13 protein-coding genes and 1 pseudogene are annotated in these 21,071 nt (G+C 54.3%); 9 read left to right on the forward strand and 5 right to left on the reverse strand.

Annotation, left to right across the window (positions count from 1 at the left end; all coding sequences use genetic code 11):
* The first annotated feature begins 669 nt into the window (after window positions 1-669).
* Window positions 670-2,058, forward strand: coding sequence for an SLC5/6 family protein (locus tag ACR0CA_RS12450; RefSeq protein ID WP_480899312.1), 1,389 nt, complete (start codon window positions 670-672; stop codon window positions 2,056-2,058).
* A gap of 424 nt (window positions 2,059-2,482) precedes the next feature.
* Window positions 2,483-4,114: a bifunctional aspartate transaminase/aspartate 4-decarboxylase gene (locus ACR0CA_RS12455; protein WP_480899314.1), complete on the forward strand. Its 1,632-nt coding sequence runs from the start codon at window positions 2,483-2,485 to the stop codon at window positions 4,112-4,114.
* Between the two features lie 99 nt (window positions 4,115-4,213).
* Here the strand turns inward: ACR0CA_RS12455 and aspT are convergent, their stop codons facing one another.
* Together aspT and ACR0CA_RS12465 are read right to left on the reverse strand one after the other, a co-directional pair.
* On the reverse strand, window positions 4,214-5,914 hold the full coding sequence (aspT, locus tag ACR0CA_RS12460) for an aspartate-alanine antiporter (protein WP_480860014.1): 1,701 nt from the start codon (window positions 5,912-5,914) through the stop codon (window positions 4,214-4,216).
* Window positions 5,915-6,127: 213 nt separating this feature from the next.
* Window positions 6,128-6,350, reverse strand: a pseudogene (locus tag ACR0CA_RS12465) (transposase); the annotation flags it as partial.
* A 282-nt stretch (window positions 6,351-6,632) separates the two neighbouring features.
* Here ACR0CA_RS12465 and ACR0CA_RS12470 point away from each other — a divergent pair.
* From ACR0CA_RS12470 to ACR0CA_RS12485, 4 genes are read left to right on the forward strand one after another with little or no spacing between them, the layout of a single operon-like run.
* Window positions 6,633-7,190 carry a TetR/AcrR family transcriptional regulator gene (locus ACR0CA_RS12470; protein WP_480899316.1) on the forward strand — a complete coding sequence of 186 codons (558 nt, stop codon included), beginning with the start codon at window positions 6,633-6,635 and terminating at the stop codon, window positions 7,188-7,190.
* On the forward strand, window positions 7,187-8,308 hold the full coding sequence (locus tag ACR0CA_RS12475) for a mandelate racemase/muconate lactonizing enzyme family protein (protein ID WP_480899318.1): 1,122 nt from the start codon (window positions 7,187-7,189) through the stop codon (window positions 8,306-8,308). The genes ACR0CA_RS12470 and ACR0CA_RS12475 overlap by 4 nt, the downstream gene beginning before the upstream one ends.
* A gap of 8 nt (window positions 8,309-8,316) precedes the next feature.
* Window positions 8,317-9,051 (forward strand): SDR family NAD(P)-dependent oxidoreductase, encoded by a 735-nt coding sequence (locus tag ACR0CA_RS12480; RefSeq protein ID WP_480899320.1) that lies wholly within the window; start codon window positions 8,317-8,319, stop codon window positions 9,049-9,051.
* Window positions 9,048-9,782, forward strand: coding sequence for an SDR family NAD(P)-dependent oxidoreductase (locus ACR0CA_RS12485; protein WP_480877437.1), 735 nt, complete (start codon window positions 9,048-9,050; stop codon window positions 9,780-9,782). Before ACR0CA_RS12480 ends, ACR0CA_RS12485 begins: the two co-directional genes overlap by 4 nt.
* A 307-nt stretch (window positions 9,783-10,089) precedes the next feature.
* Here the strand turns inward: ACR0CA_RS12485 and ACR0CA_RS12490 are convergent, their stop codons facing one another.
* Window positions 10,090-10,680, reverse strand: a complete 591-nt coding sequence (locus ACR0CA_RS12490) for a TetR/AcrR family transcriptional regulator (protein WP_480899322.1) — start codon at window positions 10,678-10,680, stop codon at window positions 10,090-10,092.
* Between the two features lie 119 nt (window positions 10,681-10,799).
* On the opposite strand from ACR0CA_RS12490, the gene ACR0CA_RS12495 reads away from it, so the two are divergent.
* Window positions 10,800-11,744 carry an alpha/beta hydrolase gene (locus tag ACR0CA_RS12495; RefSeq protein WP_480899324.1) on the forward strand — a complete coding sequence of 315 codons (945 nt, stop codon included), beginning with the start codon at window positions 10,800-10,802 and terminating at the stop codon, window positions 11,742-11,744.
* A 429-nt stretch (window positions 11,745-12,173) separates the two neighbouring features.
* Here the strand turns inward: ACR0CA_RS12495 and ACR0CA_RS12500 are convergent, their stop codons facing one another.
* Window positions 12,174-13,085 carry a LysR family transcriptional regulator gene (locus tag ACR0CA_RS12500; protein WP_480504978.1) on the reverse strand — a complete coding sequence of 304 codons (912 nt, stop codon included), beginning with the start codon at window positions 13,083-13,085 and terminating at the stop codon, window positions 12,174-12,176.
* Window positions 13,086-13,296: 211 nt separating this feature from the next.
* Here ACR0CA_RS12500 and ACR0CA_RS12505 point away from each other — a divergent pair, with 211 nt between their 5' ends.
* Together ACR0CA_RS12505 and ACR0CA_RS12510 are read left to right on the forward strand one after the other, a co-directional pair.
* The gene (locus ACR0CA_RS12505) at window positions 13,297-14,964 is read left to right on the forward strand and encodes a GMC family oxidoreductase (protein WP_480899326.1); all 1,668 of its coding nucleotides are present in this window, start codon (window positions 13,297-13,299) and stop codon (window positions 14,962-14,964) included.
* A 41-nt stretch (window positions 14,965-15,005) separates the two neighbouring features.
* Window positions 15,006-17,516, forward strand: a complete 2,511-nt coding sequence (locus ACR0CA_RS12510) for a CoA transferase (RefSeq protein WP_480899328.1) — start codon at window positions 15,006-15,008, stop codon at window positions 17,514-17,516.
* A 171-nt stretch (window positions 17,517-17,687) separates the two neighbouring features.
* On the opposite strand, the gene ACR0CA_RS12515 is transcribed toward ACR0CA_RS12510, so the two are convergent.
* Entirely contained in the window at window positions 17,688-21,008 is a 3,321-nt protein-coding gene (locus tag ACR0CA_RS12515) for an ATP-binding protein (RefSeq protein WP_480899330.1), read from the reverse strand.
* Between the last annotated feature and the right edge of the window lie 63 nt (window positions 21,009-21,071).

Here is a 21,071-nt window from a genome sequence, read left to right on the forward strand (position 1 = left end):
AAATATTTGGTTGCTCCTTTCTCCGCAATTGCCTTCCTGTTGAACGTCACACGAACCTGACCCAACCGTCGTAGTTAGACCAGAAAAGCGGTGAGTATCCGACATCTGAGGGCAACCCAAGTCATATTTTCTTTTGTGAACGAAGTGAGATCCAGGGCTGCAGATCAGTCGCTGTATCTTGTAATTTGTTCGATCATTTGTGTAGTTTGCGATCTGCCAAATTGGGCCCATTCCTGCCATTGGTTATAGCACGCCGACGCTGCGCTGCGGCCCATCAAACCTGCCGTTCGCCAAAGGATCGAAATTCTTAGGCGGCCGAACTCACAGTCCACGGAAAGAGCCCTCATTCGCTGCCGTCGTGCGAATATCAGGTTCCGGGCTAATCATCAGAGCCCGAGCGCCCGTGTAGTCGCTGAACTGCCTGGCGGATATGGCGAAGCGTATCGGGCATCCCAGACTATCTGTAGCAGCAGGCAACTTAGTGTTCATGCTGCCTTTGGTTTGCCCGATCAACTGACGCCGCCCCGTTAATATCATGTTGCCAATTCCACAAACACCGCCCTCCAAGAAGTTTGCGACACAACGCCCACAATCAGCTTCACGTTCAATTGAATGGTCGTTGGCGCACTTGCCTGTTAGCTGCGCCACAGATCAACAGCAGGAGAATCCATGCAGGTTTCGGCGATTATTGTTCTATTCGGTGCTGTCATTCTGGCAAGTCTCTGGGCATCGCCTCGGCGTGCTTCGGTTTCGGGCTTCTTTGGTGGGACAACCAACGAAGGAGCCGCGCCAGGCCTTTGGACGTTGGTGCTGAGCCAAGTCACAACTTGGATTTTTGCGCGCTCCCTCATGAATTCTGCCATTCTGGGCTATTTCTACGGCATCGCAGGGGTTTTGGCCTATGCCGCGTATTACGGCTCCTTCCTGACTGGTGGTTTTGTAGTGCAACGGTTGCGCGCGCGGGGTGCACGGTCGGTTCAGGATTGGCTCCGCGACAGTTTCGGAACCATGGGAACAGGGTGCTATAACCTCGTGATTGCTCTCAGACTCTTGTCTGAGGTCTTTGCCAACCTGATCGTGGTCGGTCTGATCTTTAGCGCACTAGCACCTGACAGCGCCAATATCGGCACGTATTCGATCCTTTTGGTCGGGCTATTGGCGCTGGCCTATTCGGCCTGGGGCGGGCTCAGCGCAGCGCTTCGGACGGATGTTCTACAGATGGCGGTCTTTCTTGTGGTCTTCGCCTTGGCCTTTGTCGCGCTGGTTCTCAGCCCCAACTTTGATCTGGGCGCGGTTTTGACCGCCGAAGGCACTTCGGGCCCGCACAATGGCTGGGTTTTGCTGGTCGTGGCTTTTCTGCAGGTGTTCTCCTATCCCGTGCATGATCCGGTCATGATGGATCGTGGGTTTATTGCGGACAGCGATACAACCCGGAAGAGCTTCTTGCACGCGTTCTGGATTTCCTCGCTTTGCATCGTGGCATTTGGGTTCTTTGGCATTCAGGCGGCACTGGATGGGGCGGCATATGAGGGCGAGCTGATCAGCACCTGGGCGCAATCCCTGCCGGGCTGGGTTTTTATGGCGCTTTTGGTTTCACTCCTGGTGTCGGCGCTCTCGACGCTGGATTCCGCGCTGTCTTCGGCCGCGCGACTGGTGGTTGAAGAACTGTGCCTAGCCCCTCGCACCCTAACCGGTGGGCGCATTGCCATGGCCCTCTTCGCAGTCGCGGGCGCGGCGCTGACGCTCTGGGGTAACCAGACCCTGTTTGATGCCGTCGCGGTCTCGGGCACCGCCTCGATGTTTTTGACGCCGATCCTGCTGGCTGGGCTTATTGGCGGTCGACAGGTGGCCCTCTGGGCGTATCTTGTCAGCTTTGCCGCCGCCATGCTTGGCGCAATGGCTTACCTGTTCCGTGGGCAGGGTTTTGTGGCGCAGGTCCTCATTGATGGGCACAAATACGAGCAGCTTTTGCAGATTTGTATCTGTGTGTTGGTCGTGGGATGCATCGCTGTCTGGATTGGGTCGCAGCGCGCAGCGGGCAGGGTTGCGGGCGAATAGCTGACCAGCGCGACAGCTTGAACGGCCTATAAGAGACACTCGTCACGCAGCTCTGACGCCGCGGCCGCGCCCGCATTGCCGTCGTTCGCGGCAATCGCGCAATCTGGAAATGATCGTACTCGCAGATTGCAGACAAATCTGTGGTTCGCTGCAATCACCTCAACGGTCCCGACCAATGGCTTTCTTGCTTAATCTAGCGAATTGCCCAATTTCATTTGGAATGTCAGTTCCAAGCGCAGAGCTTCAGCACAATTTCTATCATTCTGACTACCTTGTAGAATGGTTGCAGCTAAGGCTTCCAATGAAGACAAACAATCCTCCGCTTCTCACCGGCCTCTTCAATTGGTGTTGTTTTAATTGACACATTGCCCTGCATGCGATCCGCTGAACCAGGTCATCCATTTTAACGCAAGGATTTGATGTCATGCCAGAATCGCTCAACCTGCATAAATTTGAAAACCTAAGTCCTTTCCAAATCAAAGACGAACTTATCAAGTTGGCGCAAAAAGAGGCGCGACAGATGGCTCTGCCATACCTAAATGCCGGTCGAGGGAACCCCAACTGGATCGCTACCAAAGCGCGGGAAGCATTTTTCCTTTTGGGACAGTTCGCCTTGACAGAAGCTCAGCGCCATCGGAATGAGCCGGAGGTTGGTCTGGCTGGGATGCCGCAAGGGCCAGGATGTTATGACAGGCTAAAGACGTATTGCGCCAAATCGGTTGAAGGAAACGGCCCTCCTGGTGCGGATACTTTGATGGCCACAGTTGATTTTGCGATTGAGAAATTTGGATTTACGCCTGACGATTTTGTGCTCGAGTTGACCGACGGTATTGTCGGCGACCATTACCCGATGCCCGACCGTTGCATGGAACACAACGAAATTATTGTCCACGAATACATTATGTGGGCGATGTGCGCGGGGCACCGACCGGATGCGAAGTTCGATATCTACGCGGTTGAGGGCGGAACCGCAGCGATGTGTTACATCTTCAAAGCGCTCAAGAACCAGCGATTGCTGAATGCCGGTGACACCATTGCGTTGGGTACACCGATTTTCACGCCCTATCTGGAAATGCCCGTCCTTGAAGACTATGGGCTAAATACAGTGGATGTCTCTTCGAAAGAAGAGGACCACTTTCAACTGAACGACGAAGACTTCGAAATTCTGTCCGACCCGAAGGTCAAAGCACTCTTTCTGGTCAACCCGGGCAATCCGTCTTCCGTCGCTATCAGCCCAGAGGTCTCGGCGCGGCTCGTCGAGTTCGTAAAGACCCGCCGCCCGGACCTGATCATTTTGACTGACGATGTTTACGGGACCTTCGTTCCAAACTTTCAGTCGATCTTGGGGCATCTGCCCGAGAACACCATCGGGGTTTATTCCTACTCCAAGTATTTTGGGTGCACCGGATGGCGTCTGGGCGCGATTTTGGTGGCCGAGAACAACATCTTCGACAAGATGATTGCGGATGCTCCGGATGAAACCAAGGCCATCGTCAACGCACGCTACGAAACGTTGACGCCTGATCCATCCTTGTTCAAGTTCATCGACAGGATCGTCGCCGACAGCCGCGATGTTGCGCTGAACCACACTGCAGGTCTATCGCTGCCGCAACAGGTGATGATGACCTTGTTTTCACTCGTCGAGCTTATGGACGAAGAGAAGGCCTATCAGAAATTCTGCTGGGGTATTCTGAAACATCGCTTTGACGAGCTGGTCGAAGGGATGGGCATTGAAGTTCCCGAAAATCCGCTGTTCGACAAATACTACGGTATTATCGACTTCGAATTCTGGCTTCGCAAATACGTCGGTGAAGAGGTCGTCGAGTGGATCAAGGAGAATGTGCACCCGTTGGATATATCCTTCAAACTGGCTCAGGACCACGGGATCGTGTTGCTGAATGGATCGGGCTTTGACGCGCCTAACTGGTCGGCGCGGGTATCGTTTGCCAATTTGGATGATAGTGCCTACCGCCAGATCGGAAGAGCGGTGCGCGCAGTGGCCACTGGCTACGTGCAGGCCTACCGTGCCTCGAAAGGACTGCCTTTGCATGGTTGAGGTCTAGCTGCAGCGTAGAGCAACGGTTCAGCATGATGATTGGCAATCATGCTGATCTCACCCTTCCAAGCCAGGACTCTGATTGTTGTGCGGTCTGACTTACGGAACAAAAGCCACAACCAAAGGCCCCCAGAGTGTCAGGAAGATATTGGCCACGGCATAGGTCATGGTGAAGGCTGGCGTTGGTGTCGAGTTCCCGGCTTTTTCCAAGAGTGTCGCAAAACCGGGATTACCCGAGCGTGATCCGGTCACAACCGCACAGGCCTCAACCGGGTTCTTGATACGCAAGGCAAAATAGTTGATCGGGAACTGCACGATCATGGGCATCAATGTAACCACAACGCCTAAAAGCAGAAGCGTGATCCCATATTCCTGAATCGCCTCCAGTGCGGGTTTGCCTGCATTTAGGCCAACCACACCAACAAACACGGCCAAACCGAAACTCTGAAGGAAATTCGCGGCTCCACGGTTAATACCGCCGATCTTGGGTTGCCGGATGCGCAAATAGCCGATGATCAATCCTGTAACCAGACAACCGAGGCCGGACCCCAAAGCCACCTTCGTTCCTGCAATGACAAAACTGATCTCTCCGATCAGATAGCCGATGGCCACCCCGATCCCCAAGGCAATGAAGTTGGTGACCGAGGCCGAAGGCGGCACATAGCCTGCAACTTTGGCAACTCGGTTCAGGTCGTCCTTGTGACCGACAATACTGATCTCGTCACCTGCGTGAATCTCGGTGTTGTGCAGGACGGGGACATCATGGCCCATGCGGGTGATCTTTGAGATATGAACACCGCGCCTTTGATCTGCCGTCAGAGCCTCGCGCAGCTCCACCAAGGTTTTGCCGGTCAGTTTACGGTTGGTGACCACGACGTTGCGACGCTCCTCAACAACGGTCAATTCAGGAGGATACTCTCCGATTTCACCACTGGCGCTCCCCTCGAACTGGGTCAAAGTCGTGACGAGGCCGGAGACGACCACAACGTCTCCGGCGTTGATTATCGTTTCAGGAGTCGGATCCACAGGAGCGCCATCGTGGAGTAACCGTTCGACGATCAGATCACCATCATAGCCATTTTCGATGTCCTTGACGGATTTTCCGGCAATGCTTGCATCGGCATCTACCTGATAGGCGCGGGCGTCGAACCGATTCATGGGAAGGAACTCACCTTCCTCTAGTTTGGGACCACCGCCGCCGAGTTTCTGAGCCAGCTTAATCGCTTCTTGCCGCAGATCGACACGCATGATGATGGGAATGATGCTAACTGCCAATATCGGGCCGATTGAGCCGAAGATGTAAGTAACCGAGTATCCTACAGCGATGTTGGTTTTCAGCTTTTCCGCCTCATCAGCGGCGAGCCCAAGCAGATCGATGGCGTTTCCAGCGGTGCCAATGATTGCAGATTGTGTCAGACCGCCAGCGGCCAGTCCTGCGGCCAGCCCTTTGTCCAAGCCCGCCAACCGAGCAACAACGATAACAAAAAACAACCCCCAGACGGTCATCATAAACGCGGCCAATAGCTTGGTCAGCGCAGTTCGGTTCAAGGCCGCAAAAAATTGAGGCCCCCCATTGTAACCGACCATAAATATGAAGAGGGAAAAGAATACATTCTGAACATCGGTACTAAGATTGATGCCGCCGATCTGGCCTATAAAGACCGCCACCAACAACGTGCCAGCAATGCCTCCTAATTCGAACTTGCCGACCCGAAACTTTCCAACGCCATACCCCAGGCCCAGACAAAGAAACAGAGCCATGATCGGGAAGGCGCGAAGTTGTTCTGTAATCAATTCCATTTTGAAATCTCCAGAGTCCAAACGCTGGACCTTTCCCCTAAAGATACAGAGCCTTACTGTATTGAAAACAAAAAATTTAAACACCCGAGGTCGTGCGGTCGTTTCGAAACTACTTGGAACAAACTCTTTTAAAGGGCAGGTGAACGTGGAACCCAATAGCCGTTTTGGGAATGCAGGTCACACCATACACTGTTCGTCTTTTAGGGTCAGGTCTCATAGCCAGTATATGGCAGCGCTGCGAGTGCGACGGCGGACAAGAAGAATTTGGGGCACCTGTCGTAGCGGGTTGCCACACGCCGCCAATCCTTCAACATTCCGAACATGATTTCGATCCGGTTGCGCCGTTTGTATCGACGCCTGTCGTACTTTACCGGTTTCTTCCGCTGCTTCCGACCAGGGATACAGGCCCGTTCCCTTTGTCTTTCAACGCTTCCCGAAGACGCGCCATCTGCGCATCTGTGAGCCAGAAAAGATCAGACACGGTCACCGCTCGTTTTTCGAACCGTGACTCATGCACCAACGCGGAAATCAATGGGTCCTGACCCTAAGGCGCACCAGGTAGAACGGTCTCTCTGCGATGAAATGGGAACGTGCTGTAGATGCGTCTCAGTAAATGTCGATTGTTAGACCAGAGCAACCAAGCTGCCAAATAAAACGTCGCGAACCGGCACGCGCATGACGTTTTTTTAGGCGGATGGTAGAGCGAACATTCTACACTATGTTTATGATTGGAACCAAACAAAAGATAGCTCGTGCCCTTCACCAACAATTCTCGGAGTTGGGTTTCGCGGGCCTAGGGGTCGAGGCATTGCGTGCAGGTGCAGATGTTTCGATCCGCACGCTCTATAAGCATTTCCCGAGCCGTGAAGAGATGATTGTTGGCGCCTTGGAGCATCGGGACGCTGCATATTTCGAGTGGCTTGCGGGTGGTCCGAAACAGGGCATTGACCATGTATTGTACCCGCTTGTGCGACTGGGTGACTGGTTGAGTGATGTATCAAACACTGGGTGTCTATTTTTGAATGCACTGGCGGAGCACCCCAACAGCGCGCCGATCTCCGATCTGGTTAAGGCGCACAAGCTCAAATTGGCGAATGAGTTTGAGCTCCGCTTAGAACGTATTGCTCCAGACCAGAACACGCGCCACGCAGCCGAAACCTTGTTTCTTTTGCACGAAGGTTTGACTGACGTGGCCCGCTTAAGGGGTCCTGCGGCGGCCACCCAATCTGCGCTTCTTGCAGCCCGCAAAGTGCTGGAAACGGAAGGCATCACATGAGTCACGGTCCTAAAATCGAAGAGATCCATATCTATCAGCACAATCTGCCGGTAAAGAATGGACCCTATACGATGGCCAATGCCGAAGTTTGGGCGCTGGACACAACACTGGTGAAGATTGTAGCGACCGATGGGACAGAAGGGTGGGGAGAGACCTGCCCGGTAGGCCCCACCTATGCCGAAGCGCATGCGCTTGGCGCACGCGCGGCTTTGAAACATATGGCACAAGATTTGATCGGTATGCCGCTCTGGCCATTGGTGTTGCAACGAAAGATGCACAGCCTGCTCAATGGCCACAACTATGCAAAAGCGGCGATAGACATCGCAGCGCACGACCTGTTGGGCAAGTTGCTTGAGATAAGAGTGGCAGACTTCCTCGGGGGTGCTGTGACGGAACGCGTACCCTCTTACTATGCGACAGGTGTGGGTGCTCCGGATGAGATCGCCCGGCTCGCTGCTGATAAGCGCGATGAGGGCTATCCGCGCCTTCAGGTGAAGGTTGGCGGGCGTCCGGTCGAGCTGGATATCGAAACGATCCGGAAAGTGTGGGAGCAGATCAAGAACTCAGGAATGCGTCTTGCGGTTGACGGCAATCGAGGTTGGACAACGCGCGATGCACTGCGCGTGAGCCGCGAATGCCCTGACATTCCGTTCATTATGGAACAGCCCTGCAACACGGTCGAAGACTTGCAAAAGATCCGCCCGCAAGTCACCCACGCCATCTACATGGATGAAAGCAGCGTTGACTTGAATACCGTGATCAGCGCAGCGGGGGCCGGCCTAGTAGACGGGTTTGGAATGAAGGTCACGCGCATCGGAGGACTGACCAACATGCGCAGCTTCCGAGATATCTGCGAAACCCGCAACCTGCCGCATACCTGCGACGATGCCTGGGGCGGCGACATTATCGCGGCGGCTTGTGTCCATGTTGCAGCAACCGTGCGCCCCGACCTTTGCGAAGGAGCATGGGTGGCCGCACCTTACATCGACGGGCACTATGACCCCGAAAACGGTATTCGCATCGAAAGCGGGTTTATCGCGCTACCCGAAGGTCCGGGTCTCGGCGTTACCCCAAATCCCGAGATATTTGGTGATCCTGTTGCCAGCTTCCAAGCGTGAGGATGGATATGAGATTTGTAGGCAAAAAAGCACTGGTCACAGGCGCAGCTGGTGGGATCGGGGCGTCAATCGTTTCCAACTTGCGGGCCGAAGGGGCGTTGGTGGCCGCGGCGGATCGAAATGTTGATGGCATTGATTCTGACGCTCACCTGCCGGGTGATCTGTCGCAGGCTGACTATGCAGATACCCTCCCTCAGGCTGCCAATCTTGCGCTCGGCGGCCTGGACATCGTAATCAACAACGCAGGCGTTATTACACGCGGTGCCGTAACAGAGACGACAGACGCAGATTGGGATCTCTCGATCACGGTTAACGTCGAAGCCCCCTTTCGCATTTGTCGGGCAGCAATCCCGATAATGGCCAGTGATGGCGGTGGGGCGATCGTAAACACAGCTTCGTGTTGGGGTGGAAAAGCTCCAGGCCCGAACCACGCGCTATATTGTATGACCAAGGCGGCAATCGCATCTTTGACCCAATGCATGGGAATGGACCACGCGCATCAGGGCATTCGGATCAACGCGGTGTGCCCAAATGAAGTGAACACGCCCATGTTGCGTAGCGGCTTTGAAAAGCGCGGTTATGACCCCGACACTGCCGTGGCTGAACTAGGGGCCACTGTCCCCATCGGCCGGATAGCTGAACCCCAGGACATTGCGGATGTCGTTTTGTTTTTGGCTTCCGACGCAGCGCGTTACATGTGCGGCGCACTTGTTGAGGTGAATGGTGGAAAGCCAGTCTCATGAGGCGATTTGAAGGGAAAGTCGCACTGGTCACCGGTGGTCGATCTGGCATCGGCCTCGCCATTGCAGAACGACTGCGGCAGGAGGGTGCGCGTGTATTCACGGCGCAACGTCAAACCGATGAGGTCTTTGAAGGCATTGTCGCGGACCTGAGCGATCCGCAGCTGCCCGCCGAGGTCGTCAAGACAGTGGTTGGGCGTGCCGGTCAACTGGACGTGCTCGTTAACAATGCCGGTATGATGCAGGAGGCCAAAATCGAAGACACGAGCATTGAGGATTGGCAACGTAGCCTGGCATTGAATCTAACGGCTCCGTTCTTGATGATCCGGGCCGCGCTCCCCCATTTGCGCAAAACACGCGGGAGCATTGTCAACACTGGGTCGATTGAAGGTTTGGGATCCAATCCTCGTCACGCGGCCTATTGTGCCGCAAAAGCGGGCCTGCACGGCCTGACTAGGTCTGTCGCTGTGGATCACGGAGAGGAAGGAGTCCGATGCAACGCTGTAGCACCCGGATGGATCGACACGGAACTCAACGAAGACTTCGTGAATTCGATGCCAGAGCCTGATGCGTTCCGACGTAAGATCGGCGGCATTCATCCGGTTAACCGAACCGGGCGACCCGACGAAGTGGCCGCACTGGTCGCATTTCTGGCGTCAAGTGAAGCCAGTTTTGTAACAGGGCAGGTCTACACGATCGACGGTGGTAGAATGAGTAAACTCAGCTTGCCTTAAGGCTTGCTGATCCGACTATTGCCTAAACAAATTTTCGCATTTCAAACACTCTTTCAACCGCACTTTAAGCAGCGGACCTTTATGCGAACCGCAGTATCTAGAACTTTGGGTTCATTGCCAGCCCCGGATGCGGCGTAGCATCCACACCTTCGGCAAATTTGCTAGAAGTTCCTCACGTCCCAAACCTGTCATAGGTCGAGATTTCCAATCGCTGCGGTGCTGCTCACCCGACTGGACCTTCGCGGTGCGAGCAAAGTGCTGTCTCTCACGGACTCACAAATCGTGGGACGAAGCGGGCGATCGCCAATCAAACGTCCGCTTTGTAGTGCGCGAGGAACATAGCAACGCAATCGTCCAAAACATTCTTTGATGTCGGGTTCTGACCGAGGAAGAACTCTGGCCAGAAGAAGAAGTTTTTCACCAGCCCCAAAAGCTGGTTGGTTGCGAAGGCCGGATCAGCTTTTCGGATGACGCCTGCGTCCATAGCTCCACTGATCAAGCCTGTCATTGGGTAGTCATGGGACTCGGTCTCAGTGAAAAACCGCCGGGAACGATCAAGGTCACGGATCAGCTCAGATAGAACCATTCGATTAAGTCCAATAGCTGTTTCTTCTGTGATCACCTCGACGTAGCGCCACAAAGCATCCTTCAGTTGCTGGGCAAAGTCGCGAGTAGGGTCATAGGATACCGGCTCCATGCGCCGGTTCTGTTCCAACATGATCTCTGAGATTGCATCGAACAGCGCTTCTTTGCTTTCGAAGTGATTGTAGAGCGTGCGACTCGATACGTTCGCATTTTTGGCGATTGAAGTTGTTTTCGCCCCCAGAAACCCCTGCTCTTTGAACTCATCGATGGCCGCATCGATAATATCTTTTCGTTTTTTTTCAGTACGTTTCACGATTTCAACCTCAAAAAGTAAAAAGATGTGTTTACAAACATCATCTATTCACCATAAGTAAACACAACGATTTACTTTAGCAAGGCGCAATGATGCCTGATCCCGAAAGGAACAAGACCATGACAACCCAAAATTTCACAGCGGGCAAAAACGAAGTCACCTTCAAATCCTTTGGCGTGGATTTGGCGGGCGATCTGTACCTGCCCGAAGGCTTTGAAGAGACAACGACCTATAAGGCTATCGTGGGGGCCAGCCCGTTCCCGCAGGTCATGGACCAAATCCCGGCAACTTACGGACCGGAAATGGCCGCGCGCGGGTTCATTTACCTTGGTTTCGACTACCTCGGCATGGGCGTCTCCCCGGCGCTGCCGGGGGAGTACAAGCAGTCGCGTTATATGTTCCGTCTGATCGAAAACACTTGGGACGCCGTGTCTTTTCTCGGCACGCTGCCGTTTGTTGACGAGATTTACGGTCTGGGCGTTTGTCAAGGCGGGTCCATCATCGCATCGGCAGCTGTGACGGACCATCGGATCAAGAAGATCGCGATGGTGTCGGGCATGATGGCGGCGGACGCTTTCCAGTGGACCGACCGCGATGTGGTTAACCAGCAGATCGCAGCCGCTAATGCGTCGATGCAGAAAATGTATGAAACCGGCGAGCCCGATTATGTCGCACCATTTGGGCTGAATGATGAGCAAACCCGCGAAGACTTTGTCGGATCAGGCGTCAATCCGATGGCCGGAGAATCCTATGACTACTACGGGCGTGATGGTGTCAAAGGCCCGGTCGCGGTTCCGACCTACACCAACATGCATATCGGAGACCAGGGCATGCAGTCGCTGATCTCCATCGGCGAAGCCTATGCCGACAAAATCGTGCAGCCGTCACTGACCATCTACAGCAAAACGGCTTTCACCGCGCCTTGTTCAACCCAGTTTGTTAAGAAGCTGACAAATGAACACGAGGAACTGGCCTTTGATGAATTCAGCCACGTGGACTTCTACTACAAACCTGAAGCTGTAAAGGCGTCGACTGACGCGGTCGCTGAGTTCTTCGGCAGATAAACTGTAAAGGCAGAGGCCCTTTCGCGACCGCTGCCTTTTCGATTGATGAGTTGCGGGATCGCGTGAACGGTCCCGCAGAAATCTCATCGTCATCCCGTGCGGTTGCAAAAACCTCGATCATCGTTTCGGGATTTTCCGCGAAGAAGTTGCAACCATTGAAGTGACGCGTGTTGCTGTTTTCAATCCCGCGTAACCTCAAGTTATAAAATAGAATATTTTGGTTTTCACGTCGACCGATGGCGTCAAGCGACAGCTTTGAAATGATATCTATGGACGCAGTTTTCGCGCAAACAAAGCCGTTCGCTTGGTCTTCGCCGTAGCTCGACCAGCTTGGGATTAATCATTTGCCCGGTTCCAGCCCGCACCATGTTCACAAGGAATGTGAAAGTAGCGTCCATTGACACATCAGGCTCCGTCCGCTTCGTGCGATCACCAGGACCGATTTAGTAGGTCGAATGTTGCGGCGATCATCGGGTTATCTTTGCGCCGTTTTAGCGTCACAAAGCACAGGCACGCAGGAACTGAAACAGAATTACAGACGGCAAGTCCAAAGGATTGTTTTTGATGAAGCGCGATGGAATCGCGGCAGAGGCTCAGGCCAATCCCGGATCTCACCATTTCAAGCATCGAAGCTTCTTGATCCACCAATGCGACCACGTTCGGGCGGCTGGCCTGATCTTCGAAAATCTTGGCCAGCAAGCGATGGTGGACAGAGGCTTCGGGAGTGCCAATCCAAGGCAAGGCTGCAAGCGAAGGCCAGTCGGACTCTTCCACCTGCTTCTGCCAGCCAGCTGGCCCGATCACGCGATACACAAAATCGGCCAGCTTTATGGCGTGCACAGGATCACCGCCGTCCGACCCAATACTGGAAAGGTCGTCGGGTCCACACAGGTAGAACCCGGCATCGACGCGACCCCGTCTGAGCCATGTCAGGATGTCCCCGCTGACCCCGTGTACCAACTCGGTTTCGACATCAGGATGCTCTGATCGCAGATGCGCCAACAGACGGCCCAAGCGTATGAACTCCGGATCGACGATCGTGCCGATCGTCAGTTTTCCACTCAAACGACCAATACGCTGGCGGGCACTGCGTTGGAAATCACTGACTGCATCGAGGACTTGTTGCGCCTTTGCCAAAACCGCAGCGCCGTCATGGGTGATCTGCAACCCAGTTGCGGTTCGGTTGAACAGCGTCAGTCCAGTCTCTTCGCTAAGTCGCTTGATCTGATGGCTGATGGCCGGCTGGGTAAGGTTCAACACTTCGGCTGCGCGGGAAACGCTGCCTTCACGGGCCACCGTTACAAAGGCCAAAATGGTGTTAATATTCGAAAACCGGTCCATATAAAATTTACTAATATGGCATTGTGCGAATTGTCATTAGATTTTTGTGTGCCTCTCGCGCAGAGATCAGTGAAGCCAATGATGCGGGGCCAGGTGAACAGCCTCCCGAACTTCGGAGGTAAATGAAAGGGTCGCGTACAAGAAAATCGGAATCCATTTCCTTTCCGGTGCGCATAAGGCGAAGCAACGACTGAATAGGTGGACGACACGGATGTCTGATGGCGCAAACAGGTTCGACTATATCGTAATTGGTGGCGGATCGGCCGGGTGCCTGATGGCCAACAGGCTGAGCGCCGACACCAAGAACCGAGTTTTGCTGCTTGAGGCGGGTAAGGCCGATACCTATCCTTGGATACACATCCCTGTTGGCTATCTCTACTGCATCGGCAACCCGCGCGCGGACTGGATGTACAAAACCGAACCAGCCAAGGGGCTGAACGGTCGCAGCCTGCTGTATCCGCGCGGAAAGACGCTGGGTGGATGCTCTTCGATCAACGGGATGATCTATATGCGGGGTCAGGCCCGCGACTATGACAATTGGGCCAAGCTCACCGGTGAAGAGGCCTGGAGTTGGGACAACTCGCTGGCCGACTTTAAGGCTCATGAGAACCACTACAAGCTAGACGATGGCGCCGACCCGAGCACTGGTGACAACAGCCGGTTTCCCGACCTGCACGGGCATGGTGGCGAATGGCGGGTCGAAAAACAGCGGCTGCGCTGGGATGTTCTGGACAGTTTTGCCGATGCCGCCGTTGAGAACGGCATTCCCAAGACGGATGATTTCAACACGGGTGACAATGCCGGGGTGGGCTATTTCGACGTCAACCAGCGCTCAGGCTGGCGCTGGAACACGTCCAAGGCGTTTCTGCGCCCGGCCAAGTCACGCCCAAATCTGACGATCTGGACCGAGGCGCAGGTCGAGAAACTGACCTTTGAGAATGGCAAAGACACCGCGTTGCGTTGCACCGGCGCGGTTGTCCACCACAAAGGGCAGCCCGTTACGGTCCAAGCCTCAAAGGAGTTGGTTCTGTCGGCGGGTGCCGTGAACTCTCCGCAAATCCTGCAATTGTCTGGAATAGGCCCAGCGGCGCTTCTCAAAGAGCACGGGATAGACGTAGCAATGGATGCGCCCTTCGTTGGTGAGAACCTGCAGGACCACCTGCAAATACGAGCGGTATACAAGGTAAAGGGCACTCGGACGCTGAACACCTTGGCCAATTCTCTGGTAGGCAAAGCCAAGATCGGTTTGGAATATGTGCTGAAGCGGTCTGGCCCGATGAGCATGTCGCCCAGCCAATTGGGGGCTTTCACTCGATCCGATCCTCAGCGCCCTCATGCCAACCTCGAATATCATGTACAGCCGCTGAGCCTTGAAGCCTTTGGCGAAGACCTACATGACTTCCCGGCCATTACCGTCAGTGTATGTAACCTGAATCCGACCAGTCGCGGGCATGTCCGTATTGCGTCTTCGGATTTCCGTCAGCCACCTCAGATTTCGCCCAACTATCTTGACACAGACGAAGACCGCATAGTTGCCGCCCAAAGCCTGCGGCAGGTGCGCGAAATCATGGCGCAGCCCGCGATGGAAGCTTACGAGCCGGAAGAATTCAAACCGGGTATCCAATATCAAACTGACGAGGAACTTGCCCGGTTGGCAGGCGACATCGCCAGCACGATCTTTCATCCTGTCGGCACGATCAAAATGGGGCGCGAGGACGATGAAACCGCCGTTCTTGACCCGCATCTACGAATGAAGGGGGTGGCTGGTCTGCGTGTGGTTGATGCCTCGGTCATGCCAGAGATTACCAGCGGTAACACCAATTCGCCCACTATCATGATCGCAGAAAAAGCCGCGGGCTGGATGCTGGCGGGTCAATAAGACCTGTCAGCATCCGGACGTAAAAGTTTCCCGGAGGATCCATGCGCAATTCGTTTTCCAATCTTCCGCTGACCGGTGTGAAGGTCGTCGATTTCGGCCAGTATATCGCGGGCCCTGCCGTCGCAATGTTGCTGGGCGATTTGGGGGCAACCGTGGTGCATATTGATCCGCCCAGCGGTCCGATGTGGGACAGCCCGGCAAATGCTGCACTGAACCGGAACAAGGTGATCGTTAATTTGGACCTCAAGACGCCAGAGGGGTTGGAGAGAGCCAAAACGCTCTGCGCCGAGGCCGATATTATCGTCGAGAACTTCCGCCCGGGTAAGTTGGCCGCGCTTGGAATGGACTTTGCCGCGATGCGCGAAGAAAGGCCCGAATTGATCACGATCTCGATCCCCGGTTTTGCATCAAATGACGAAGAACGGCGCGAACTTCGGGCCTACGAAAGCATCGTCGCGGCAAGTTCGGGCGTATTTACCGACATGGGGCTAAACCGAGTGCTAATGGGGCTGAACCCGTCATTTTCTCCCCTGCCACTTGCCTCGGCTTATGCCTCGCAGATCGCCGCGTCGGCTACGGTATTGGCTTTGCAATCACGGCAGGTAACAGGTCTTGGCGACCAGATCGAAGTTCCGCTGGCAGCCGCCGTGATGGAGGGGCTCTGTTACAACTCGATCAAGGTAGAAAACATGCCCGAGCGCTATCTGACCCAGCGCGAGGTCGAGATTGAACGTCGGCGTATCGAAGGTCTGCCGATGAACGTTGCATATGAAGAACTGCAGGAATTGTTGGACCCGTTCTTCCGCAGTTACATGTGTAAGGACGGGCGCATGTTCTACGTCGTTTGCCCCAGCCACAAGAACCACGCCCGTCGCTGTCTGGAAGTACTCGGCATTTATGACGAGTTGGTTGCTGACGGGCTGACTTCGGAAGAAGACACATACAAACCTTGGTCGGAATGGTCGCACGACACCTCACTCGGGGTCTATCCGATGCCCAAATTCTGGGCCGATAAAATCGCGGCGCGTATGAAAGAGGTCTTTATGACCCGCACATCGCACGAATGGAAAAAAATGTTCGGCCGGGGCCTGATCCCCGGAGCGCCGCAGCGCTGGCTACAGGAATGGATTCATGACGAATACGCCGAGACTTCGGGTCTGATGATCGACGTTCACGACCCGATTTATGGTGATATGACGCAACCCGGCCCAGTGGTCTGGATGGAAGAGAGCGGCGAAGAGGCATTGCAGCCGGAGCCCCGTCGATGGGTCGATTTCGACGAAGCGCTGAAAATATTGAAGATACACCGCACCGAGATCCCAGACCCTTCTGAAGAAACCGCGAAAGTAGGGTGGTTAACCGGCGTACGGGTTCTGGACCTATGCAATGTGATCGCGGGCCCACATTCGGCCAGTTATCTGGCGCGGTTCGGGGCCGAGGTGATCAAGCTCGACCCCTCCGTGCCGATGTATGACAGTTGGAACACCGTCATCTATGGCATGTCCCAGATGCGCGGCAAGCGCTCCATTCTAGCAGATATCACCTCTCATCACGGACGCCGGGTTTTCGAGGATCTTGTTAAATCCGTCGACGTTATCGTTTGGAACGCACCGGACAATCAGATCAAGAAAATGGGTCTTGATGCTGACAACCTGCGCAAACTCAACCCGGATGCGTTGTTCTGCAAACTCGATTGTTTCAGCGGCGTGCGCCGGGGCACGCGTACTGACTACATCGGCTACGATGACTTGGTTCAGGCGACAACCGGTATCATGCTGCGCTTTGGTGGTGCTATGGACCGACCAGAGGAACACGCCCATGTGGGCACGATCGACGTTATGTGCGGATTTGGTGGCGCACTTGGAGTGGCCGCAGCACTCTATCAGAAATACCGCTTCGGTCGGATTGGGCGCGGTCGCACCTCGCTCAATGCTAATAGCGGTCTTCTGCAAATCCCCTTTGCTTTTGATTACAAGGGGCGAGGGCTTTTCGACGAACCGTCGGGCCCCGAGGCAAATGGCTATGATGCTCTGACACGGTTCTATAGTACCGCGTCGGGGCGCTATGTGCTGCTCAGTGCCTACGAAGCCGATCTGCCGCGGTTCCGAAAAGTCGAGGGCCTAGAGGAACTGCCTGATCTGCCAGAAGAAGACCGTGCCGCCTATCTTGCGACTGCATTCCAAACCCTTCCTGCGTCGGATTGGGTGGAAAAACTGCAATCGGCTGATATCGGCGTGGCAATCTGCGAAAATCTCGACGCTTTGCGCGCGAGGAATTCACGCGAGGCGGATGGTACACCGGGCACTGAAAATGGCAGCTACTCTTTCTCGATTTACCCCGACCACCCCAGCGGTCATGAGGTAACACAACTTGACCCCTACGCAGTGCGCCCAACCCGTGCAAAGGTATTTGCAGTCGAGCCATCCGAGAAGTTTGGCACTTCAACCCGCATGATCCTCGGTGAACTCGGTTATGTGGAGGAGGCCATCGAAGTGATGATCAAATCTGGCGATGTTGCAGAGTCGTGGAGTGCGGAATATTTGCCGAGCTAAACGAATGGCAAGGTCGCTTGTGGCAGGGCACAGGGGCAAGCTTGCTTTTTGCGATTGGCGGCTCTGGGATGACATAGAGTACAGCTAATTTTGCGACCGTTGCAGCGCGCATTTCTTCCGAAAGAGTTTCGCAAGCGATAGAGCCGCGCAATGCCCAGGAAAACAAGAAACTTAGTTTGCGGGTCGTTGATCAAGGAGCTTGACTGCTTCAATCACATCGATCGTAGTCTCACCTCCAGCAATCCCATCCAAAGCAGTGCGAACATCAGATATCGCCCTATGCGCCTGTCCAAATAGTTTGCATTGTTTTGCGAAATCTACGGATGTTCGAAGTTCAAGCATCTTTGCTTTCTGTTCTCTTGCAGTAGCTAGTGCCCCACGAAATTCTTTTTCTGCCAATTCATTGTCGCAACGTGCCAGCGCGTAGACTCGATCCGTCTCAGATCGGGCCCATCCTTCATTTGTGTACTGCTGTTGTTCACGAGCCTGAGCCAGAAAATTTAGGGCCCTATCTCGGTCACCTATGTTCAATGTGAGTTCCGCCAAAAGGGTCAGAAAGAATGGTTTGTAGTTTCCTGCACCACTCTCCCACCACGCTATCGACGCTTCGTGTAACGCATCGATCGATTCTTGGTTTGGCGAAACATGGGCTTTCACCCAGCTTCGCCACAAGGTCGCAGTCAAAGACATGAATGTGAATGAGTGCTTGGCTGACAGCTCGTCAAGCTGTTTTGCGATCTCCAGCACTTTTTCGGGTTCACGGCGCAACAGATGAAGCATGCATAGATAGGTCAGAGACTGCGCGATACTGTGAGCATGCTCCAGCTCTTTTGCACCCAAAACCGCCAGCATTTGAACCTCAAGTGCTTTGTCTGGGTCCCCGCGCATCCACATTGCCAAGCTTAGGAAACACGACGTAATCGCCGCATGGTCGGATCCATAGATGTAAGCCAGATGTGCATCACGTTCCCGGCTGTAGAGTTCGAGTGCTTTGCTTAAATGATCGTATGCGGGCTCCAGATCACCAATATGAAACAGAACTGCGCCCATTGCGCGATGCGCCACCATCTGATGCTGCGTCTCACGAGTCGAGGTCGACAGATCCAGCAATTGCGCAGCGACGTTCCTGGCCAAATCATACTCGGCGCGCACCAAATGGAAGGAATACAAACCATTCAGAACTGGAAATAGCTGCTCTGTTTCTTCAACGCGTTCACACAAGTCGCGTATTCTTTCGTAAACAGAACCGGTTTCGTCGGCGGCTATTCCGGCGGTCGTTCGTAAGACACCGGCCTTGAGAACCTGAACCTCAATTTCCTTGCGGTCCCGCTCGATACTTTGATCCATTGCGCCAAGCTGCTCAATCGCCAGGGACAATTGCGTGCCTGCTTCAATGTTAGCAGACCGCTGGACTGCTCGCTGGCCTGCAAGATAACGATAGTCCACTGCCTCCTTACACATGCCTGCCATGGTGTAGTGATGAGCCAGAATTTCCGGGCTTGCATCACCCGTATGAGCCGACTTTTCTTTCAAATATTGCGCGACACGAGAGTGTAGAACCCGACGTTCCCGCTTTAGAAGGCTGTTGTAAGCGGTGTCACGAATAAGGGCGTGACAGTAGCTGAAGGTTTCAAAACCTTCTGAACGAGACGCTGTTACTATGCCAGCCTCAACCAAAAGTTCCAGTCCTGCGCGCAACGCACCATCGCCTACGTTCGCCACTTTTGAGATCAATTGAAAAGTAAACTGAGGGCCTATTACAGCGCCAATCTGGGCGACCTCTTTGGCAGAGCTCAGGCGATCAAGGCGTGCCATCAATGCATCATGTAACGTACTGGGCACCGAGTTTGCCGGCGATGCCCCGCCCATCGTGTAGGTGTCCCTTCCCCTGGTCAGGACGCCAGATTCAAGGAGATCTTTCGTCACCTCCTCAACGTATAGCGGCACGCCGTTGGATCTTGCCGCGACCACGTCATACATCTCTTCAGCGACCATCTCGCCTTTGGCGACTTCGTCAACAATGCTCTTTACCTGTCGAAAGTTTAGCTGCTTCAAATCAACCTTCGTAAGGTTGGATTGCAGTGTCCAACCTGGATCGAACTCGGGCCGGAAGGTCATGACGACCAGCACCGGAAGGTTGCGAATTCGATCCACCATCCGATCAAGCAGCAATTTGGTTGTTGGATCAATCCAGTGGGCATCTTCCAAAAGGAAGAGAACTGGAGGACCGTCAGCCTCTGACGCAAGATTATCCAGCAACAATTCCAGCGACTGTTCCATAATCTGCTGCGGTGTCAGATCTATAGGTCCCAAATGATCTTCAAACGGAACAGACAATAGGGATCCTGCCAACTTCAAAGCATCGTCCGATTGATCGCTCAACACGCCGCGGATTTTTTCAAGCTTAACGTGATTTGGCTCGTCCGCGCGAAGATCAGCTGCATTCTCAAGTTGGCGAATGATGGGATGCAGGGAAGTCGCAAAATGATATGGAGAACACTGATATCGCATTTGCTTGTGGGGTAAGTCCGAGATGTTCTGCCGAAATTCTTCTACCAGACGCGACTTGCCAATTCCCGGCTCACCTGACACCAACACAACCTGACCCTGGCGATCACCGGCCAAAGCCCAATTGTCGTTCAGCGCCTCCAATTCCGCGGTGCGACCGACCAAGGGCTTGAGCAAAATATTGTCGATCGCCATAAATCGGCTGACTGTTTCCCGCTCCCCGGTTACTTGCCAGGCTTCGACTTCCTTAGCAAAACCCTTGAGTTTAAACGCACCGCGCAGAACGTATTTAAAAGCATCACCCGCCAGCTGATGAGTGGTTGGGGCGATGATCATCGTACCCGGATCCGCCATCGCTTGAAGACGCGCGGCCAGATTGGGTGCCTCACCCATCGCCGTTCCGTCTTCAAACATCTTTTCGCCGCGCAGATCGCCGACCACAACCAACCCGGTTGCTATCCCAATCCGAACGTTGAGTTTCGCGTGGGTGCGAACATCTGGCATCTCATCAATGATGCGCAGACCGGCACGAATAGCGCGCTCCGGGTCGTCTTCATGGGCGTGGGGAAACCCAAAGAAAACCATAATCCCGTCGCCATAGTAGCTGGCAATATGGCCATCAAATGCTGCAACGGCCGCAGCACAGGTTTCCTTGAAAAGTCGAAGAACATCAGCCAAATCCTCCGGGTCGACGCTTTGCGCTATTTCCGTTGAACCGACAAGATCGATAAACATTACAGTAAGTTGTCGCCGCTCAGCCACGATCTCGGCGCTGTTGCTATTGCTGGGCGGGCGCTGCCCCATTTCCATGCTGGCGCGAACGGCTTTCAGAAAACGCCTTCTCGGCCCCAGCGGAAGTCCGATTGTTACAAGGTCTTCGTCAGATAGTTCAGACAGGTCGCAAAGTTCAATTTCATGTTCGGCAAAAGCGGCAGCATACTTGGACAAACCATGTCTATTTAGCCAAGACGCAATTTCTGACATCAATTGGTATTGCTTGCGTTAGGAGCAGGATCTCTGAATGCGTACTGCCAGCAAGCATCTCCT

This window comes from Ruegeria sp. F12 (assembly GCF_056533885.1).

Excerpts from the sequence above, each read along its gene's own strand:
- ACR0CA_RS12450 (WP_480899312.1), top strand. The coding sequence starts at position 670 with ATGCAGGTTTCGGCGATTATTGTTCTATTCGGTGCTGTCATTCTGGCA.
- ACR0CA_RS12455 (WP_480899314.1), top strand. The coding sequence starts at position 2,483 with ATGCCAGAATCGCTCAACCTGCATAAATTTGAAAACCTAAGTCCTTTC.
- aspT (WP_480860014.1), bottom strand. The coding sequence starts at position 5,914 with ATGGAATTGATTACAGAACAACTTCGCGCCTTCCCGATCATGGCTCTG.
- ACR0CA_RS12470 (WP_480899316.1), top strand. The coding sequence starts at position 6,633 with ATGTTTATGATTGGAACCAAACAAAAGATAGCTCGTGCCCTTCACCAA.
- ACR0CA_RS12475 (WP_480899318.1), top strand. The coding sequence starts at position 7,187 with ATGAGTCACGGTCCTAAAATCGAAGAGATCCATATCTATCAGCACAAT.
- ACR0CA_RS12480 (WP_480899320.1), top strand. The coding sequence starts at position 8,317 with ATGAGATTTGTAGGCAAAAAAGCACTGGTCACAGGCGCAGCTGGTGGG.
- ACR0CA_RS12485 (WP_480877437.1), top strand. The coding sequence starts at position 9,048 with ATGAGGCGATTTGAAGGGAAAGTCGCACTGGTCACCGGTGGTCGATCT.
- ACR0CA_RS12495 (WP_480899324.1), top strand. The coding sequence starts at position 10,800 with ATGACAACCCAAAATTTCACAGCGGGCAAAAACGAAGTCACCTTCAAA.
- ACR0CA_RS12500 (WP_480504978.1), bottom strand. The coding sequence starts at position 13,085 with ATGGACCGGTTTTCGAATATTAACACCATTTTGGCCTTTGTAACGGTG.
- ACR0CA_RS12505 (WP_480899326.1), top strand. The coding sequence starts at position 13,297 with ATGTCTGATGGCGCAAACAGGTTCGACTATATCGTAATTGGTGGCGGA.
- ACR0CA_RS12510 (WP_480899328.1), top strand. The coding sequence starts at position 15,006 with ATGCGCAATTCGTTTTCCAATCTTCCGCTGACCGGTGTGAAGGTCGTC.
- ACR0CA_RS12515 (WP_480899330.1), bottom strand. The coding sequence starts at position 21,008 with ATGTCAGAAATTGCGTCTTGGCTAAATAGACATGGTTTGTCCAAGTAT.